Raw genomic sequence first — 16,780 nt, 5'->3', positions numbered from 1 at the left:
TGTTACCTCGGACCTCAGAAGGAGAACGGGATGTAGCAGATGACGGCGAGGACGATCGCTCCCCAGCCCAGCAGGGCCGGCTTGCGGTACCAGGCGTCGTCACCCTCGGCCGGCGGCTCCTCCATGCCCGGCGACTTCGTGCCGTACACGAGACCGGCCAGCTCCTCGGCGGGCTTGGACTTCGTGCAGAGCGTGACCACGAACATCACCACCGCGCCGACCACGAAGGCGACGATCGAGGACACGAAGTTGGCGCCCTGGTCCGAGGGGATCGAGATGACGCCCTGCTTGTAGAACCAGAAGTAGTTCACCATCGCGGCCACGGTGCCCGAAAGCAGGCCCCAGAAACCGGCGGCGGGAGTGGTCCGCTTCCAGAACATGCCGATGATGAAGACCACGAACAGCGGGACGTTGAAGAACGAGAACAGCGTCTGCAGGTAGTTCATGATGTTGCTGAAGCTGCCCGCGATGAACGCGGTGCCCATGCCGATCACGACGCCGACGGCGGTGACGACGCGGCCGGTCTGCAGGTAGTACCGGTCGCTGAGGCCCTTCTTGATGTACGCGCCCCAGATGTCGTTGGTGAACACCGTGTTGAAGGACGAGACGTTGGCCGCCATGCCCGCCATGAAGGCGGCGAGCAGGCCGGTCACCGCGATGCCGAGGACACCGTTGGGGAGCAGGTCGCGCATGAGGACCGGGATGGCGTCGTTGTACTGCAGGCCGTCGGCGGACTTGCCGATGGACGGCTCCATGACCAGGGCGATCAGGCCGGGGACCACGACGACCATCGGAATGAGGATCTTCGGGAACGCGGCGATCAGCGGGGTGCGCTTGGCGGCGGAGAGGTTCTTCGCGGACAGCGCGCGCTGCACCTCGGCGAAGTTCGTCGTCCAGTAGCCGAAGCTCATCACGAAGCCGAGGCCGAGCACGATGGTCAGCCAGTTGGCGCCGAGCGGGTTGGCCTCGCCGATGCCCGTGTCCTGCCAGGCCGTCATGAACGAATCACCGTGCGAACTGGACAGTGAGTCCGAGATGCCGTCCCAGCCGCCGACGCGCTTGAGGCCGACGATGGTCAGCGGGATGAGCGCGGCGAGGATGACGAAGAACTGCAGGACCTCGTTGTAGATCGCCGAGGAGAGCCCGCCGATCGTGATGTACGCGAGGACGAAGAGGCCGGCGATGACGATCGCCACCCACTGCGGCCAGCCGAGCAGCGCCTGGAGGACCAGGGCCATCGCGTACAGGTTGACGCCCGCGATCAGCACCGAGGAGACGGCGAAGATGATCGAGGAGAGCAGGTGGGAGGAGGGGCCGAAGCGGTGCAGCAGGAACTCGGGGACCGAGCGCACCTTCGACGAGTAGTAGAAGGGCATCATCACCAGGCCGAGGAAGACCATGGCGGGGATGGCGCCGATCCAGTACCAGTGCACGGTGTAGAGGCCGTACTGCGCACCGTTGGCCGCCATGCCGAGGAGCTCGGTGGCACCCAGGTTTGCGGCGACGAACGCGAGACCGGTGACCCAGGCGGGCAGGGAGCGCCCGGACAGGAAGAAGTCCAGGCTGGTCTTCACGGAGCGGCGGGCGGCGAAGCCGATGCCCAGCACCACGACGAAGTAGATCGCCATGATCGCGTAGTCGAGGCCGTTGGTGGGCAGCCGGAGTCCCTCGGCCAGGGTTGTTGTGGGGGACAGCATGAAGATCTCGCTTCGTTGCGCGAACTGAAACAGTCCGGAACCTACGCCTCCGGCTTCAATAAGTGAACAGTAAGAGTGACGTTCTTTGTTGGATTGTGATCGAGACCTCGCGTCCTCTTGACGTGGCTAGCTGTTGCCTTATGCTTTGTTGTGTTTGGTTCTGTTTGGTTGGTGTGATGAGGAGCATCGGACGTGAAGAAGACGTCGACCCGGCTCGCCGACGGTCGTGAGCTCATCTATTACGACTCGCGCGACGACGTCGTCCGGGACGCGGTCGACCGCCGTCCCCTCGACCCCACCGTCACCACGTCGGAGGTCCGCCGCGACCCCCTGCTCGGCGACTCCGTGGCGATCGCCTCGCACCGCCAGGGCCGGATCTACCACCCGCCGGCCGACGAGTGCCCGCTGTGCCCCTCCGAGGGCGAGCGGCTGAGCGAGATCCCCGACTCCGCGTACGACGTGGTGGTCTTCGAGAACCGCTTCCCCTCGCTCGCCGGGGACGCGGGCCGCTGCGAGGTCGTGTGCTTCACGTCCGACCACGACAAGTCCTTCGCGGACCTGACCGAGGAGCAGGCGGCCCTCGTCCTCGACGCGTGGACGGACCGCACCGCGGAGCTCTCCCACCTCGACTCCGTCGAGCAGGTCTTCTGCTTCGAGAACCGCGGCGCCGAGATCGGCGTCACCCTCGGCCACCCGCACGGCCAGATCTACGGCTACCCCTTCACGACCCCGCGCACGGCCCTGATGCTGCGCTCCGCCGCCGAGCACAAGGAGCAGACCGGCGGCCGGAACCTCTTCGCCGACGTGGTGGAGAAGGAGATGCAGGACGGCAGTCGCATCGTCCTCGAAGGCGAGCACTGGGTGGCCTTCGTTCCCTACGCCGCCCACTGGCCGTACGAGGTGCACCTCTACCCCAAGCGGCAGGTCCCGGACCTGCTCGCGCTCGACGACGACGCACGCACAGAGTTCCCCAAGATTTATCTGGAACTCTTGAGGCGCTTCGACCGGATCTTCGGTGAGAACCAGCCGGTGACGCCGTACATCGCGGCCTGGCACCAGGCCCCGTTCGGCCCGCTGGACGAGTTCGAGGGTGTCAACCGCGATGATTTCGCGCTGCACCTCGAGCTTTTCACCATCCGACGCACTTCCGGCAAGCTGAAGTTTCTCGCGGGTTCCGAGTCCGGCATGAGCGTGTTCATCAACGACGTGCCGCCGGAGACCGCGGCCGAGCGACTGCGAGAGGTAGCGAGCAAGTAATGGGACAGACCGTTTCCAAGAAGTACCTGGTCACGGGCGGTGCCGGCTATGTCGGCAGCGTCGTCGCGCAGCACCTGGTCGAGGCGGGCCACGAGGTCACCGTCCTCGACAACCTCTCCACCGGCTTCCGCGAGGGCGTGCCCGCGGGCGCCACGTTCGTCGAAGGTGACATCCGCGACGCGGGCAAGTGGCTCGACTCCTCGTACGACGCCGTGCTGCACTTCGCCGCGTTCTCGCAGGTCGGCGAGTCCGTCGTGAAGCCCGAGAAGTATTGGGCGAACAACGTCGGCGGCACCATGGAGCTGCTCGCCGCGATGCGCGCCGCGGACGTCCGCAAGCTGGTCTTCTCCTCGACCGCGGCCACGTACGGCGAGCCGGTGAACACACCGATCACCGAGACCGACCCGACCGCGCCCACCTCCCCGTACGGAGCCTCGAAGCTCGCGGTCGACCACATGATCACCGGCGAGGCGAACGCACACGGTCTCGCGGCCGTTTCGCTCCGGTACTTCAACGTGGCTGGTGCATACGGAAGTTGTGGTGAGCGGCACGACCCCGAGTCGCACCTCATCCCGCTCGTCCTCCAGGTCGCGCAGGGCGGCCGCGAGGCGATCAACGTCTTCGGCGACGACTACCCGACGCCCGACGGCACCTGCATCCGCGACTACATCCACGTCGCCGACCTCGCCGAGGCCCACCTCCTCGCCGTCGACGCCGCGCGGCCCGGCGAGCACCTCATCTGCAACCTCGGCAACGGCAACGGATTCTCCGTCCGCGAGGTCGTCGAGACCGTCCGCCAGGTCACCGGGCACCCGATCCCCGAGGTCGTCGCCCCGCGCCGCGGCGGCGACCCGGCCGTCCTCGTCGCCTCCGCCGACACCGCGCGCGAGCGCCTCGGCTGGAACCCGTCCCGCGCGGACCTCGCGGGCATCGTCGCCGACGCCTGGGCGTTCGCCCAGGCGCGCCAGCAGTAACCAGTAGCGGGTAACCAGTAGCAGGGGTAGGTAGCCAACTCATGTCCGTCGACGCCCAGTTCAAGGACCTGTACGGGTACGAGCCCGCAGGCGTGTGGGCGGCCCCCGGCCGCGTCAACCTCATCGGCGAGTACACCGACTTCAACGAGGGCTTCGTCATGCCGCTCGCGCTGCCGCACACCGCGGTCGCCGCGGTGGCCCGGCGCGAGGACGGCGTCCTGCGCCTGCACTCGGCCGACATCGACGCCCCCGTCGTGGAACTGCGCGTCGACGAACTTGCCCCCCTGTCGAAGTACGGCCAGGGCGGCTGGGCCGCGTACCCGGCGGGCGTCGTCTGGGCGCTGCGCGACGCGGGCCACACGGTGGGCGGCGCGGACATCCAGCTGGCCTCCACGGTCCCGACCGGCGCGGGCCTCTCCTCGTCGGCCGCCCTCGAGGTCGTCACGGCGTACGCGATGAACGACCTGTACGAACTCGGGCTCACGGGAGCCGAGTTGGCGGTCATCGCCCAGCGCGCCGAGAACGCCTTCGTCGGCGTCCCGTGCGGCGTCATGGACCAGATGGCCTCGTCCTGCGCCACCGAGGGGCACGCGCTGCACCTCGACTGCCGCGACCTGTCGATCCGCCAGGTCCCCTTCGACCTGGCGGCCCACGGCCTCCAGCTCCTCGTCGTCGACACCCGCGTCAAGCACGAGCTGGGCGACGGCGCGTACGCGGAGCGGCGCGCGGGCTGCGAGGAGGGCGCCCGCGTCCTCGGCGTGACCCACCTGCGCGACGTCTCATACGCGCAACTTGGCACGTCCGTCGCGGAGTTGGAGCTGGCCGGGGTCGACGAGAAGGTCGTCCGCTACGTCCGCCACGTCGTCACCGACGACCACCGCGTCGAGCGCGTCATCGAGCTGCTCGACGCGGGCGACGTGCGCGCCATCGGCCCGATCCTCGTCCAGGGCCACGTCTCGCTCCGCGACGACCTGCGGATCTCCTGCCCGGAACTCGACCTGGTCGTCGGCACGGCGATGACCTCCGGGGCGCTCGGGGCGCGGATGACGGGCGGCGGCTTCGGCGGCTCCGCGGTCGTCCTGGTGGAGTCGGACGACGCCGACACCGTCACGAAGGCGATCACCACCGCCTTCACCGAGGCCGGCTTCACGACGCCGCGCGTCTTCCCGGCGGTGCCCTCGGCAGGCGCCCGCCGCGAGTCCTGACGGCCGCTCAGCCGAGCCGCTTTGTCAGCGTGAACTCCTTGGTTCCGGGCGGGTAGTCCGGGATCACGGAGACCACGTCGTAGCCGTGCAGCCGATAGAAGCCGGGCGCCTGACTGTGTCTCATAGTGCGCTCCGCGCACGGGCCCAGGTCTTGGTGGGTGTGTTGGCGCGGCGGCTCAGCCGAGCCGCTTTGTCAGCGTGAACTCCTTGATTCCGGGCGGGTAGTCCGGGATTACGGAGACCACGTCGTAGCCGTGCAGCCGATAGAAGCCCGGAGCCTGGAAGTCCCAGGTCTCCACGCGGGAGCTGACGCAGGCGTGCTCCTCGTGCGCGATGCGCTCCGCCTCCGCGAGGAGACGGGAGCCGAGGCCCGCCCCGCGGTGCTGCTCGGCGACCCAGAGCAGATCCACGTGCAGCCAGAACGCCCACGTGTACGCGTCGAGCCCCGCCGCCAGTGCGCCCTCCTCGTCCAACACCCATACCTGGAGCGGGACATGCTGGTCGGCAGGGGTGCCGCGCAGCTCGCGAAGGTCCGGTGACGCCGCCGCGTTGGTCTCCCTCAGCAGCGACCGGAGCAGAAGGGCGCGCTCCTTGTCGACTTCTGTCTCGATGCGAAACATGCGCATCACCATAAACGCGCAGGACAGTCACTGCTCCGCCAACCGCCAACCAGTTCTGCGAATTGACTTCCCCTCCGGGCCTCCGCCTCTAGTCTGAGGACAGCACCGGTGGGGGCCGGTGCCGATCAGGGGGCGAGACAGCCGGGTACGACGCCCGGAGCGGGGGAAGCGGTTCGGCACACGGCGGCGGCCGTGCGGCTGCGGCGACCCGCACTCCGGGCGCCGTACCCGCGTTGATCCGTTCCCCGAGGTTGGGGTATCCCCTGCTCCGCACCGGAGCTCGGGGAAGGGGGTAATCACGTGGTACGCATCCGGGTCCTTGTAGTCGACGACCATCGCATCTTCGCCGAGTCGCTCGCCGCGGCGCTCGCGGCCGAGCCCGATGTCGACGTGTCGGCCGCGGGGAGCGGCCCCGCCGCTCTGCGCTGCCTCGACCGGGCGGTCGCGGAGGGACGCCGATTCGATGTGCTGCTGATCGACGCGGACCTGGGCGCGGCATCGCTCCAGGGCATGCGCGCGCCGACAGTCGTGCCCGACAGCGCCGCGCAGGACGGCCTCGTCGACGGCATCTCGCTGGTGGCAGGCGTCCGTTCGGGCCAGCCCGCCGTGCGCACGGTGGTGCTCGCCGAGCGGGACGACCCGCGCCGCGCGGCGCTCGCGTTGCAGGCGGGGGCGTCCGGCTGGGTCGCCAAGGACTGTTCCCTGTCACGCCTGTTGACCGTCATACGGGGCGTGCTGCGGGAGGAGACGCATCTGCCGCCCGCGCTGCTCACGGGCGTCCTACGGGAGTTGACCGCGGCCCGCAAGCACCGCACCGAGTCCGAGCGCCTCGTCGAGTCCCTGACACCGCGTGAGCGCGAGGTGCTGCGCTGCATGGTGGCGGGCCTCGGCCGCAAGGCGGTGGCTGAGCGCCTCTTCCTCTCCCCGCACACCGTCCGCACCCACATGCAGAACGTCCTGGGCAAACTCGGCGTCCACTCAACCCTCGCCGCGGTGGCACTGGCCCGCAGGGCGGGCGTGGGCCCGGCAGACCTGGAGGCAGCGAGCTGAGCCACTTGAGCTCCGCCGGCCCTTCTCCTCAAGCCCGGCGGCACTCGGTCAGGTTCTTTAAGCCCGGCGGTGCTTGGGCAGGCTTTTCAAGCCCGGCGGCGCTTGGGCAGGTTCTTTGAGCCCGGGCGGCGCTCGGGCGGGTTCTTTAAGCCCCTGCGGCGATTGAGCAGCATCTTTTAAGCCCCGCCGGCGATTGAGGCGCGGGGTCCGGGGCGGAGCCCCGCGGCCTCGGCCACGGAGCCGCCTGCTCGATCGCCGCAGGGGCTTGATCGGGTCAACCAGGAATGTTGTCGAACGGAGCCGTCAACTGGCGGAGCAACCCTGCCAGTTCCCCCCGCTGCGCCCGCGACAACTCCGCCAGAATCGCCCGCTCCTGATCAAGCAACCCGGCCAACGCCTGATCACCCCGATCACACCCCTCGTCCGTGAGCCGGACAAGAACACCACGGCGATCGCTGGGATCCGGCAACCGCTCGACGAGGCCCTTCTTGGCCAGCCGGTCGATACGGTTGGTCATCGTCCCGGACGTCACCAGCGTCTGCGTGAGCAACTGCCCCGGCGAGAGCTGATACGGGGTGCCCGCACGCCGCAGCGCCGTCAGCACGTCGAACTCCCACGGCTCAAGGTTGTGCTCGGAGAAGGCCAGGCGACGGGCCCGGTCCAGATGGCGCGCGAGCCTGCTGACCCGACTGAGCACCTCAAGGGGCTCCACGTCGAGGTCGGGGCGCTCTCGGCGCCACGCTGAGACCAGACGGTCGACCTCGTCCTCCATGACGATCAGTGTAGGGGGTGTGTCGACATGAAGTCTCTTGAGGTCGACTATCTTGACATCGAGATACTCGCGGTCGACGCTTGACGGTATGACACCTGCACCCTCCTGGGACCCCCGGCAGTACCTCCGGCACGCTGGCCATCGCGGCCGCCCCTTCGTCGACCTGCTCGCCCGCGTCCCCGCCCTACCGGGGGACCCCGCCCGCATCGCCGACCTCGGCTGCGGCCCCGGCAACGTCACGACACTGCTCGCCGAACGCTGGCCCACCGCCCGCATCACCGGCTACGACAACTCGCCGCAGATGCTGGAGCAGGCCGCCGCCCACGCGAGCGATCGCCTCGACTTCGCGTACGCGGACGCGGCCGACTGGGCGCCCACGGAGACGTACGACCTGCTGCTGTCGAACGCGACGCTGCAATGGGTCCCGGACCACGCCGACGCGTTCCCCCGGTGGATCGACGCAGTGGCCCCCGGCGGCACGTTCGCCTTCCAGGTGCCCGGCAACTTCGACGCGCCCAGCCACGTCCTGATGCGGGAGCTGGCGGAATCCGCCCACTGGAAGGGCCGGCTGGCCGGAGTACTGCGCCACGGGGACGCGGTGCTCACGCCTGCGGCCTACCTGGAGCGGCTCGCCGGCCTCGGCTGCGAGGTCGACGCCTGGGAGACGACATACCTGCACCTCCTGGAGGGCCCCGACCCCGTCCTCGACTGGGTCAAGGGCACCGGCCTGCGCCCGGTCCTGACCGCACTCGCGGACGACCCGGAGGCGCGGGACGCTTTCGTCGCCGAGTACCGAGATCTGCTCCGCGCGGCGTATCCGGCGACGGAGCACGGCACGGTGCTGCCGTTCCGGCGGATCTTCGTGGTGGCGACCCGCTCATGACACTGGTCGGGGTCGACCATGTGCAACTCGCGGCGCCGCCCGGCAGCGAGGTCGCGCTGCGGGCCTTCTACGTCGACGTCCTCGGCATGACCGAAACCCCCAAGCCGCCGGGGCTCGCGGGGCGGGGCGGGTGCTGGTTCCAGTCCGGAGCGGTCCGGCTCCACCTGGGCGTCGACCGCGACTTCCGCCCCGCGAGGAAGGCGCACCCGGGGCTCCTGGTCCGCGACATCGCGGCGCTCGCGAACCGGCTCGCGGGGCACGGCATCGACGTCGACTGGGACGACCTGCTGCCGGGGCGCCGCCGCTTCTACTGCACGGACCCGGTAGGCAACCGCCTGGAGTTCCTTCCTTTAAGCCCCGCCGGCGATTGAGGCGCACTCAAGCCCCTGCGGCGATTGAGCAGCGGGGTCCGGGGTGGAGCCGCGCGAGCCCGGCCACGGCGCCGCTGCCCAAAAGATCGGGGCTCCGCCCCGGACCCCGCGCCTCAATCGCCGGCGGGGCTTGATGGGGCTCAGCTCTTCCGGTGGCCTATCAGTCGCGGCTTCGGCTCCAGCCCGTCCAAGCCGTGCCACGCCAGGTTCACCAAGTGCGCCGCAACCTCCGCCTTCTTCGGTTTGCGGGCGTCCAGCCACCACTGACCCGTCAGCGCCACCATCCCGACCAGCGCCTGCGCGTACAGCGGCGCCAGTTTCGGGTCGAAGCCGCGGGACTTGAACTCGCGGCCCAGGATGTCCTCCACCTGCGTAGCGATGTCGGAGATCAGGGACGCGAAAGAACCCGTGGACTGCGGGATGGGGGAGTCGCGGACCAGGATGCGGAAGCCGTCCGTGTGCTCCTCGATGTAGTCGAGGAGCGCGAACGCCGCCTGCTCGACCAGCTCACGCGCGTGCCCGGCGGTCAGCGAACCGGTCACCATGTCCAGGAGCTGGCGCATCTCGCGGTCCACGACCACCGCGTACAGGCCCTCCTTGCCGCCGAAGTGCTCGTACACCACCGGCTTGGAGACCCCGGCCTTCGCCGCGATCTCCTCCACGGAGGTGCCCTCGAAGCCCTTGGCGGCGAAGAGGACCCGACCGATCTCCAGGAGCTGCTGGCGCCGCTCCGCCCCCGTCATCCGGGTCCGGCGCGTACGCCGGGGTTGCTTGTCGGGCTTGTCGCTGCTCGGGGTGTCTGAGTCGGTCGCCACGTCGTCCATCATGCCGTGCGGGCGTCAGCCGGCGTCTACGGCCTGCGCCTTGCGGCGCGAGGCGATGCGGTCCTTGGACGGCCAGCGCACGTCGTGCGCCCAGCCCAGCTGCTCGAACCAGCGGATCAGGCGGGCCGAGGAGTCCACCTGCCCGCGCTCCACCCCGTGCCGCGCCGACGTCGGGTCCGCGTGGTGCAGGTTGTGCCAGGACTCGCCGCAGGACAGGACCGCCAGCCACCACACGTTGCCGGAGCGGTCGCGGGACTTGAAGGGGCGCTTGCCGACGGCGTGGCAGATCGAGTTGATGGACCACGTGACGTGGTGCAGCAGCGCCACACGGACGAGCGAGCCCCAGAAGAACGCCGTGAACGCGCCCCACCAGGACATGGTGACCAGGCCGCCGATCAGGGCGGGGAGGGCGAGCGACAGCAGCGTCCACAGCACGAACTGGCGGGAGATCGCGCGGATCGCCGGGTCCTTGACCAGGTCCGGGGCGTACTTCTCCTGCGAGGTCTGCTCCTCGTCGAACATCCAGGCCATGTGCGCCCACCACAGGCCCTTCAACAGGGCCGGGACCGTCTCCCCGTACCGCCACGGCGAGTGCGGGTCGCCCTCGGCGTCGGAGAACTTGTGGTGCTTGCGGTGGTCGGCGACCCAGCGCACGACCGGGCCCTCCACCGCGAGCGAACCCATGATCGCCAGCGCGATCCGCAGCGGGCGCTTCGCCTTGAAGGAGCCGTGCGTGAAATACCGGTGGAAGCCGATCGTGATGCCGTGACAGCCCACGAAGTAGAAGACGACGAGCAGCCCGAGGTCGAGCCAGCTCACTCCCCACCCCCAGGCCAGCGGCACCGCCGCGAGCAGCGCCAGGAACGGGACGGCGATGAACGCGAGCAGTGTGATCTGCTCCACGGAGCCCTTCTGTTCGCCGCCGAGTGTCGCAGAATGCGAGGTGGCGGGCGGTTTTGACGACGGACCGGCGGCGTCTTCGATCACATCGGTACTGGTGACCATGGGAGTCCCCTGTAAGTCGAGGGTTGAGACGGGCTGAGACGGGTCAGGAGATCCACGGGGATCCGCGGACAGCTTGCCTACGGTTCCGTAACCTACGGCACCGTAAGTATGTCAGCGTGCAGCCGGGCGGCACGAGGCTCCGACCTCGCCGTCGGCGGTGGCACATATCCTTGGAATCGGTCGGACAGCGCGGTCCGCTCTGAATCTCCACCCTGGGTTGTGTACCCGGATCCGGGGATCCTTCCTCCCGACGTGCTTCACCACGTGCCCGACGTGCTTCACCATTGCAAGGAGCCGCACCTGTGAGCAGTGCCGACGAACAGACCGCTGCGACCAGCACCAGCGCCGAGCTGCGCGCCGACATCCGTCGGCTCGGTGACCTCCTGGGCGAGACCCTGGTCCGCCAGGAGGGCCCTGAGCTGCTGGACCTGGTCGAAAAGGTCCGCCGCCTGACCCGCGAGGACGGCGAGGCCGCCGCCGAGCTGTTGCGCGGCACCGAGCTGGACACCGCGGCCAAGCTGGTCCGCGCCTTTTCCACGTACTTCCACCTGGCCAACGTGACGGAGCAGGTGCACCGCGGCCGCGAGCTGCGCGCCATGCGGGCCGCCGAGGGCGGACTGCTCGCCCGCACCGCGGACCGCCTCAAGGACGCCGACCCGGACCACCTGCGCGACACGGTCAAGCACCTGAACGTGCGACCCGTCTTCACGGCCCACCCCACCGAGGCCGCCCGCCGCTCCGTCCTCGGCAAGCTGCGCCGCATCGCCGAGCTCCTTGAGACCCCGGTCCTGGAGACCGACCGGCGGCGCTACGACATCCGCCTGGCCGAGAACATCGACCTGGTGTGGCAGACGGACGAGCTGCGCGTCGTACGCCCCGAGGTCACGGACGAGTCCCGTAACGCGATCTATTACCTGGACGAACTGCACGCCGGCGCCGTCGGCGACGTTCTGGAGGACCTGACCGCCGAGCTGGAGCGCGTCGGCTACCAGCTCCCCGAGGACAGCCGCCCGCTCACCTTCGGCACCTGGATCGGCGGCGACCGCGACGGCAACCCGAACGTGACGCCGCAGGTCACCTGGGACGTCCTGATCCTCCAGCACGAGCACGGGATCAACGACGCGCTCGACATGATCGACGAGCTGCGCGGCTTCCTGTCGAACTCGATCCGCTACACGGGCGCCACCGAGGAGCTGCTCACCTCGCTCCAGTGCGACCTGGAGCGCCTCCCGGAGATCAGCCCCCGCTACAAGCGGCTCAACGCGGAGGAGCCCTACCGGCTCAAGGCCACCGCGATCCGGCAGAAGCTGGAGAACACCAAGGAGCGGCTCGCCAGGAACACGCCGCACAAGGAAGGCCGCGACTACCTCGGCACCGCCGAGCTGCTGCACGACCTGACGATCATCCAGACCTCGCTGCGCGAGCACCGCGGCGGACTGTTCGCCGAAGGCCGCATGAACCGTACGATCCGTACGCTCTCCGCCTTCGGCCTCCAGCTCGCCACGATGGACGTACGCGAGCACGCGGACGCGCACCACCACACGCTCGGCCAGCTCTTCGACCGGCTCGGCGAGGAGTCCTGGCGCTACGCCGACATGCCCCGCGACTACCGCGGCAAGCTGCTCGCCAAGGAGCTGCGGTCCAGAAGGCCGCTGGCCCCGACCCCGGCGCCGCTCGACGCCGACGGCGAGAAGACGCTGGGCGTCTTCCACACCATCACGCGGGCCCTCGACGTGTTCGGGCCCGAGGTCATCGAGTCGTACATCATCTCGATGTGCCAGGGCGCCGACGACGTGTTCGCCGCGGCCGTCCTCGCGCGCGAGGCGGGCCTCATCGACCTGCACGCGGGCTGGGCCAAGATCGGCATCGTGCCGCTCCTGGAGACGACGGACGAGCTGAAGGCCGCCGACACGATCCTGGAGGACATGCTCTCCGACCCGTCCTACCGGCGCCTCGTCGCGCTCAACGGGGACGTGCAGGAGGTCATGCTCGGCTACTCCGACTCCTCCAAGTTCGGCGGCATCACCACCTCGCAGTGGGAGATCCACCGCGCCCAGCGCCGACTCCGTGACGTCGCGCACCGCTACGGCGTGCGCCTGCGCCTCTTCCACGGCCGCGGCGGCACCGTCGGCCGCGGCGGCGGCCCCTCGCACGACGCGATCCTCGCCCAGCCCTGGGGAACGCTGGAGGGCGAGATCAAGGTGACCGAGCAGGGCGAGGTCATCTCCGACAAGTACCTGGTGCCGTCCCTGGCCCGCGAGAACCTGGAACTGACCGTCGCGGCCACACTGCAGGCCTCCGCCCTGCACACGGCGCCGCGCCAGTCCGACGAGGCCCTCGCCCGCTGGGACGCCGCGATGGACGTCGTCTCCGACGCCGCGCACAACGCCTACCGGGGGCTCGTCGAGGACCCGGACCTGCCGAACTACTTCCTCGCCTCCACGCCCGTCGACCAGCTTGCCGACCTGCACCTCGGCTCGCGGCCCTCCCGCCGCCCCGGCTCGGGCATCTCGCTCGACGGCCTGCGCGCCATCCCGTGGGTGTTCGGCTGGACCCAGTCCCGGCAGATCGTGCCCGGCTGGTTCGGCGTCGGCTCCGGCCTCAAGGCGCTGCGCGAGGCAGGACCCCGGGGGCACGGCGCCACCGTGCTCGACGAGATGCACGAGCGGTGGCACTTCTTCCGCAACTTCATCTCCAACGTCGAGATGACGCTCGCGAAGACGGACCTGCGGATCGCCAAGCACTACGTCGACACCCTCGTGCCGGACGACCTCAAGCACGTCTTCGACGCCATCGTCGCCGAGCACGAGCTGACCGTCGCCGAGGTCCTGCGCATCACCGGGGGCAGCGAACTCCTGGACGCGCAGCCCGTGTTGAAGCAGACGTTCGCGATCCGCGACGCCTACCTCGACCCGATCTCGTACCTCCAGGTCGCCCTGCTCAAGCGGCAGCGCGACGCGGCGGCCGCCGACGAGACCCCGGACCCGACGCTCGGCCGCGCCCTGCTGCTCACCGTGAACGGTGTGGCCGCGGGCCTGCGCAACACCGGCTGACCCGACCGCGGTTCTAGAAGCCGACGGCGGCGAAGGCCGCCGTCAGCAGCGCGATTCCGGCGCCTCCCGTGATCCACGTGAGGCGCCGGTGGCGTATCCCGCCCGCGAGCACCACCGACGCGAGCAACAGCGAGCCACCGAGCGGCACCCACGCGTGCAGAAACCCGGCGGTGCCCGCGCGCACCGCAGACGTCGAACTCGGCTTGAGGACCACGGGGAAGCGCGCGCCCTTCTTCTCCCCGATCGAGCGGTCGATCGTCACGCTCGCATGCCGTACGGCGGTGGGGGAGGCCGGTGAGAACGGTCCCGTGCAGGTCTCTTCCGCGCACCGGCTCACCGTCATCGTGCCGCGCTCACGGCCCGCCGGGAACGTCACGTGCTGCGCCGCACCCCACGAGGCCCACACGCCGGCGATCAGCAGCAACGCGGCGACCACGGCCGCCGCGATTTGACGGGCAACAGGCAACATGGCCGGGATCCTTGGCCATGACCCTGCATACGGTCAACTCCCGGCGGAATTCCGCCCCGACAAGTCCGTACAGGTCAGCCCGTACAGGTCAGTCGGTAAAGGTCAGGAGTTGTACGTCGACTGGGCCCGCTCCAGGCCCTCGATCACCAGCGCCTCCGCCGCGTCGGCGGCCCGGTCCACGAAGTAGTCGAGTTCCTTGCGCTCCACCGACGCGAAATCCTTCAGCACGAAGTCCGCGACCTGCATCCGCCCCGGCGGCCGACCGATCCCGAACCGCACCCGGTGGTAGTCGGGGCCCAGCGACTTCGTGATCGACTTCAGACCGTTGTGCCCGTTGTCGCCACCGCCCAGCTTCAGGCGCAGCACCCCGTAGTCGATGTCCAGCTCGTCGTGGATCGCCACGATGTGCTCCGTCGGCACCTTGTAGAAGTCGCACAGCGCCGTCACGGGACCACCCGAGACGTTCATGTACGACATCGGCTTCGCGAGGATCACCCGGCGGTTCAGCGGCCCGGGCGGACCGATCCGCCCCTCGATCACCTGCGCCTGCCCCTTGGTCGCCCGCTTGAACTTGGCGCCCATCCGCCGCGCCAGCAGATCGGCCACCATGAAGCCGACGTTGTGCCGGTTCATCGCGTACTCGGGACCGGGATTGCCGAGCCCGGCGATCAGCCAGGGAGCGTTCTCGTCGGACATGCACATTCCTTAGGTGTACGTCGGGTGAGTCGGGTGCGTCGAAACAGAGATACGGGGTGGTGGGCCGAGCCCACCACCCCGTACATCAGGTCAGACCTGGAAGGCTCAGGCCTCCGCGGCCTCGTCGCCCTCGGCCTCGGCCGGGGCCTCCTCGGCCTGCGCGGCCAGGACCTGGAGCACGACGGCGTCCTCGTCGGTGGCCAGCGTGGTGCCCTTGGGCAGCGTGATGTCCTTGGCGTGGATCGACGCGCCGGCCTCGAGGCCCTCGACGGAGACGACGACCGACTCGGGGATGTGCGTGGCCTCGGTCTCGACCGACAGCGTGTTCAGCACGTGCTCGAGCAGGTTGCCACCCGGGGCCAGCTCGCCCTCGGTGTGGACGGGGAGCTCGACGGTGACCTTCTCGCCGAGCTTCACCTGGAGCAGGTCGACGTGGACCAGGAAGCTCGTGATCGCGTCACGCTGCACGGACTTCGGGATGACCAGCTCGTTGCTCTTGCCGTCGATGTCCAGGTTGATCAGGACGTTCGGCGTACGCAGGGCCAGCATCAGGGCGTGCGAGTCGAGCACGATGTGCTGCGGGTCGTTGCCGTGGCCGTAGACGACACCGGGAACCTTCTCGACCTGACGCAGACGGCGGGAGGCACCCTTGCCGAACTCGGTGCGGGTCTCGACGGAAAGCTTGACCTCGGACATGCTCTTCAACTCCTCGTAGAACTGGGGAAAATGGTCACCCGGCCACGAACGGCCTGCTACGAAGAGCGCGTCGATAACGGACAGCCGGCACTTCCGAGAACAGAAGTACGGCCTCCCTCGCCGAGCAACTTCAGCAGTCTACTCGGGGAGGGAGGCCGTACCCAAATGGATCTTCTAGCGCGAGATCCCTACGGAGATCAGGCTTCGCCCTCGAAGAGGCTGGTCACCGAGCCGTCCTCGAAGACCTCGCGCACCGCGGAGGCGATGGTCGGGGCGATCGACAGGACCGTGATCTTGTCGAGCTCCAGCTCGCCCGGCGTCGGCAGCGTGTCCGTGAACACGAACTCGCTCACCTTCGAGTTCTTCAGCCGGTCCGCCGCGGGACCGGAGAGCACACCGTGCGTCGCCGTCACGATGACGTCCTCCGCGCCGTGCGCGAACAGGGCGTCGGCGGCGGCGCAGATCGTGCCACCCGTGTCGATCATGTCGTCGACGAGCACGCAGACGCGGCCCTTCACGTCACCCACGACCTCGTGCACGGTGACCTGGTTGGCGATGTCCTTGTCACGGCGCTTGTGGACGATCGCCAGCGGCGCACCGAGACGGTCGCACCAGCGGTCGGCCACGCGCACGCGACCGGCGTCCGGGGAGACCACGGTCAGCTTCGAGCGGTCCACCTTCGCGCCCACGTAGTCCGCCAGGATCGGCAGCGCGAACAGGTGGTCCACCGGGCCGTCGAAGAAACCCTGGATCTGGTCCGTGTGCAGGTCCACCGTCAGGATGCGGTGAGCACCGGCGGTCTTCATCAGGTCCGCGACCAGACGCGCCGAGATCGGTTCACGTCCGCGGTGCTTCTTGTCCTGCCGCGCGTAACCGTAGAACGGCACGATGACCGTGATGGAGCGGGCCGACGCGCGCTTCAGCGCGTCGATCATGATGAGCTGCTCCATGATCCACTTATTGATCGGAGCCGTGTGGCTCTGGATCAGAAAGCAGTCGGCGCCGCGAGCGGACTCCTGGTAGCGGACGTAGATCTCGCCATTGGCGAAGTCGAAAGCCTTCGTCGGAACGATCCCGACACCGAGCTGGTGCGCGATCTCCTCGGCAAGCTCGGGGTGGGCGCGGCCGGAAAAGAACATCATCTTCTTTTCGCCGGTCGTCTTGATCCCGCTCACAGCACTAGTCTCCTCAGACGCGAGTTCGTCCGC

16 protein-coding genes are annotated in these 16,780 nt (G+C 69.1%); 7 read left to right on the top strand and 9 right to left on the bottom strand.

Features of this window, described 5'->3' with window-relative positions:
- Positions 1-14 precede the first annotated feature (14 nt).
- Positions 15-1,697 (bottom strand): sodium:solute symporter family protein, encoded by a 1,683-nt coding sequence (locus ACWD2L_RS26815; protein ID WP_351342614.1) that lies wholly within the window; start codon positions 1,695-1,697, stop codon positions 15-17.
- 192 nt (positions 1,698-1,889) lie between these two features.
- On the opposite strand from ACWD2L_RS26815, the gene galT reads away from it, so the two are divergent.
- The 3 genes from galT to galK are packed head-to-tail and all read left to right on the top strand — an operon-like array spanning position 1,890 to position 5,133.
- The gene (galT, locus tag ACWD2L_RS26810; protein ID WP_351342612.1) at positions 1,890-2,954 is read left to right on the top strand and encodes a galactose-1-phosphate uridylyltransferase; all 1,065 of its coding nucleotides are present in this window, start codon (positions 1,890-1,892) and stop codon (positions 2,952-2,954) included.
- Positions 2,954-3,928: a UDP-glucose 4-epimerase GalE gene (gene galE, locus ACWD2L_RS26805; RefSeq protein ID WP_351342610.1), complete on the top strand. Its 975-nt coding sequence runs from the start codon at positions 2,954-2,956 to the stop codon at positions 3,926-3,928. Before galT ends, galE begins: the two co-directional genes overlap by 1 nt.
- A gap of 41 nt (positions 3,929-3,969) precedes the next feature.
- Positions 3,970-5,133: a galactokinase gene (galK, locus tag ACWD2L_RS26800; protein WP_351342608.1), complete on the top strand. Its 1,164-nt coding sequence runs from the start codon at positions 3,970-3,972 to the stop codon at positions 5,131-5,133.
- 176 nt (positions 5,134-5,309) lie between these two features.
- On the opposite strand, the gene ACWD2L_RS26795 is transcribed toward galK, so the two are convergent.
- Positions 5,310-5,765: a GNAT family N-acetyltransferase gene (locus ACWD2L_RS26795; protein WP_351342606.1), complete on the bottom strand. Its 456-nt coding sequence runs from the start codon at positions 5,763-5,765 to the stop codon at positions 5,310-5,312.
- Between the two features lie 288 nt (positions 5,766-6,053).
- Between ACWD2L_RS26795 and ACWD2L_RS26790 the strand changes: the two genes are divergently transcribed.
- Positions 6,054-6,803: a response regulator transcription factor gene (locus ACWD2L_RS26790; protein ID WP_351342604.1), complete on the top strand. Its 750-nt coding sequence runs from the start codon at positions 6,054-6,056 to the stop codon at positions 6,801-6,803.
- A gap of 274 nt (positions 6,804-7,077) precedes the next feature.
- On the opposite strand, the gene tamR is transcribed toward ACWD2L_RS26790, so the two are convergent.
- Positions 7,078-7,575: a MarR family transcriptional regulator TamR gene (gene tamR, locus ACWD2L_RS26785; RefSeq protein ID WP_351345164.1), complete on the bottom strand. Its 498-nt coding sequence runs from the start codon at positions 7,573-7,575 to the stop codon at positions 7,078-7,080.
- Between the two features lie 88 nt (positions 7,576-7,663).
- Here tamR and ACWD2L_RS26780 point away from each other — a divergent pair, with 88 nt between their 5' ends.
- Both ACWD2L_RS26780 and ACWD2L_RS26775 read left to right on the top strand, forming a co-directional pair.
- Positions 7,664-8,458, top strand: coding sequence for a trans-aconitate 2-methyltransferase (locus tag ACWD2L_RS26780; RefSeq protein ID WP_351345167.1), 795 nt, complete (start codon positions 7,664-7,666; stop codon positions 8,456-8,458).
- Positions 8,455-8,829, top strand: a complete 375-nt coding sequence (locus tag ACWD2L_RS26775; protein ID WP_351345170.1) for a VOC family protein — start codon at positions 8,455-8,457, stop codon at positions 8,827-8,829. The genes ACWD2L_RS26780 and ACWD2L_RS26775 overlap by 4 nt, the downstream gene beginning before the upstream one ends.
- Positions 8,830-8,969: 140 nt before the next feature.
- Here the strand turns inward: ACWD2L_RS26775 and ACWD2L_RS26770 are convergent, their stop codons facing one another.
- Together ACWD2L_RS26770 and ACWD2L_RS26765 are read right to left on the bottom strand one after the other, a co-directional pair.
- Complete coding sequence (locus tag ACWD2L_RS26770) at positions 8,970-9,656, bottom strand: TetR/AcrR family transcriptional regulator (protein WP_351341594.1); 687 nt, start codon at positions 9,654-9,656, stop codon at positions 8,970-8,972.
- A 12-nt stretch (positions 9,657-9,668) separates the two neighbouring features.
- On the bottom strand, positions 9,669-10,658 hold the full coding sequence (locus ACWD2L_RS26765) for an acyl-CoA desaturase (RefSeq protein ID WP_351341592.1): 990 nt from the start codon (positions 10,656-10,658) through the stop codon (positions 9,669-9,671).
- 302 nt (positions 10,659-10,960) lie between these two features.
- Between ACWD2L_RS26765 and ppc the strand changes: the two genes are divergently transcribed.
- Entirely contained in the window at positions 10,961-13,711 is a 2,751-nt protein-coding gene (ppc, locus tag ACWD2L_RS26760) for a phosphoenolpyruvate carboxylase (RefSeq protein WP_351341589.1), read from the top strand.
- A 13-nt stretch (positions 13,712-13,724) separates the two neighbouring features.
- Here ppc and ACWD2L_RS26755 read toward each other — a convergent pair whose 3' ends face one another.
- The 4 genes from ACWD2L_RS26755 to ACWD2L_RS26740 all read right to left on the bottom strand — a co-directional run bounded on the left by ACWD2L_RS26755 (position 13,725) and on the right by ACWD2L_RS26740 (position 16,747).
- Complete coding sequence (locus ACWD2L_RS26755) at positions 13,725-14,180, bottom strand: hypothetical protein (protein WP_351341587.1); 456 nt, start codon at positions 14,178-14,180, stop codon at positions 13,725-13,727.
- Between the two features lie 102 nt (positions 14,181-14,282).
- Complete coding sequence (gene pth, locus ACWD2L_RS26750) at positions 14,283-14,882, bottom strand: aminoacyl-tRNA hydrolase (protein ID WP_351341584.1); 600 nt, start codon at positions 14,880-14,882, stop codon at positions 14,283-14,285.
- A 99-nt stretch (positions 14,883-14,981) separates the two neighbouring features.
- Positions 14,982-15,572: a 50S ribosomal protein L25/general stress protein Ctc gene (locus tag ACWD2L_RS26745; RefSeq protein ID WP_351341582.1), complete on the bottom strand. Its 591-nt coding sequence runs from the start codon at positions 15,570-15,572 to the stop codon at positions 14,982-14,984.
- Between the two features lie 197 nt (positions 15,573-15,769).
- Positions 15,770-16,747, bottom strand: a complete 978-nt coding sequence (locus ACWD2L_RS26740; RefSeq protein WP_351341580.1) for a ribose-phosphate diphosphokinase — start codon at positions 16,745-16,747, stop codon at positions 15,770-15,772.
- Positions 16,748-16,780: the final 33 nt, after the last annotated feature.

It is taken from the genome of Streptomyces sp. NPDC002754, from assembly GCF_053592315.1.
This window is presented reverse-complemented; position numbering and strand designations above follow the sequence as displayed.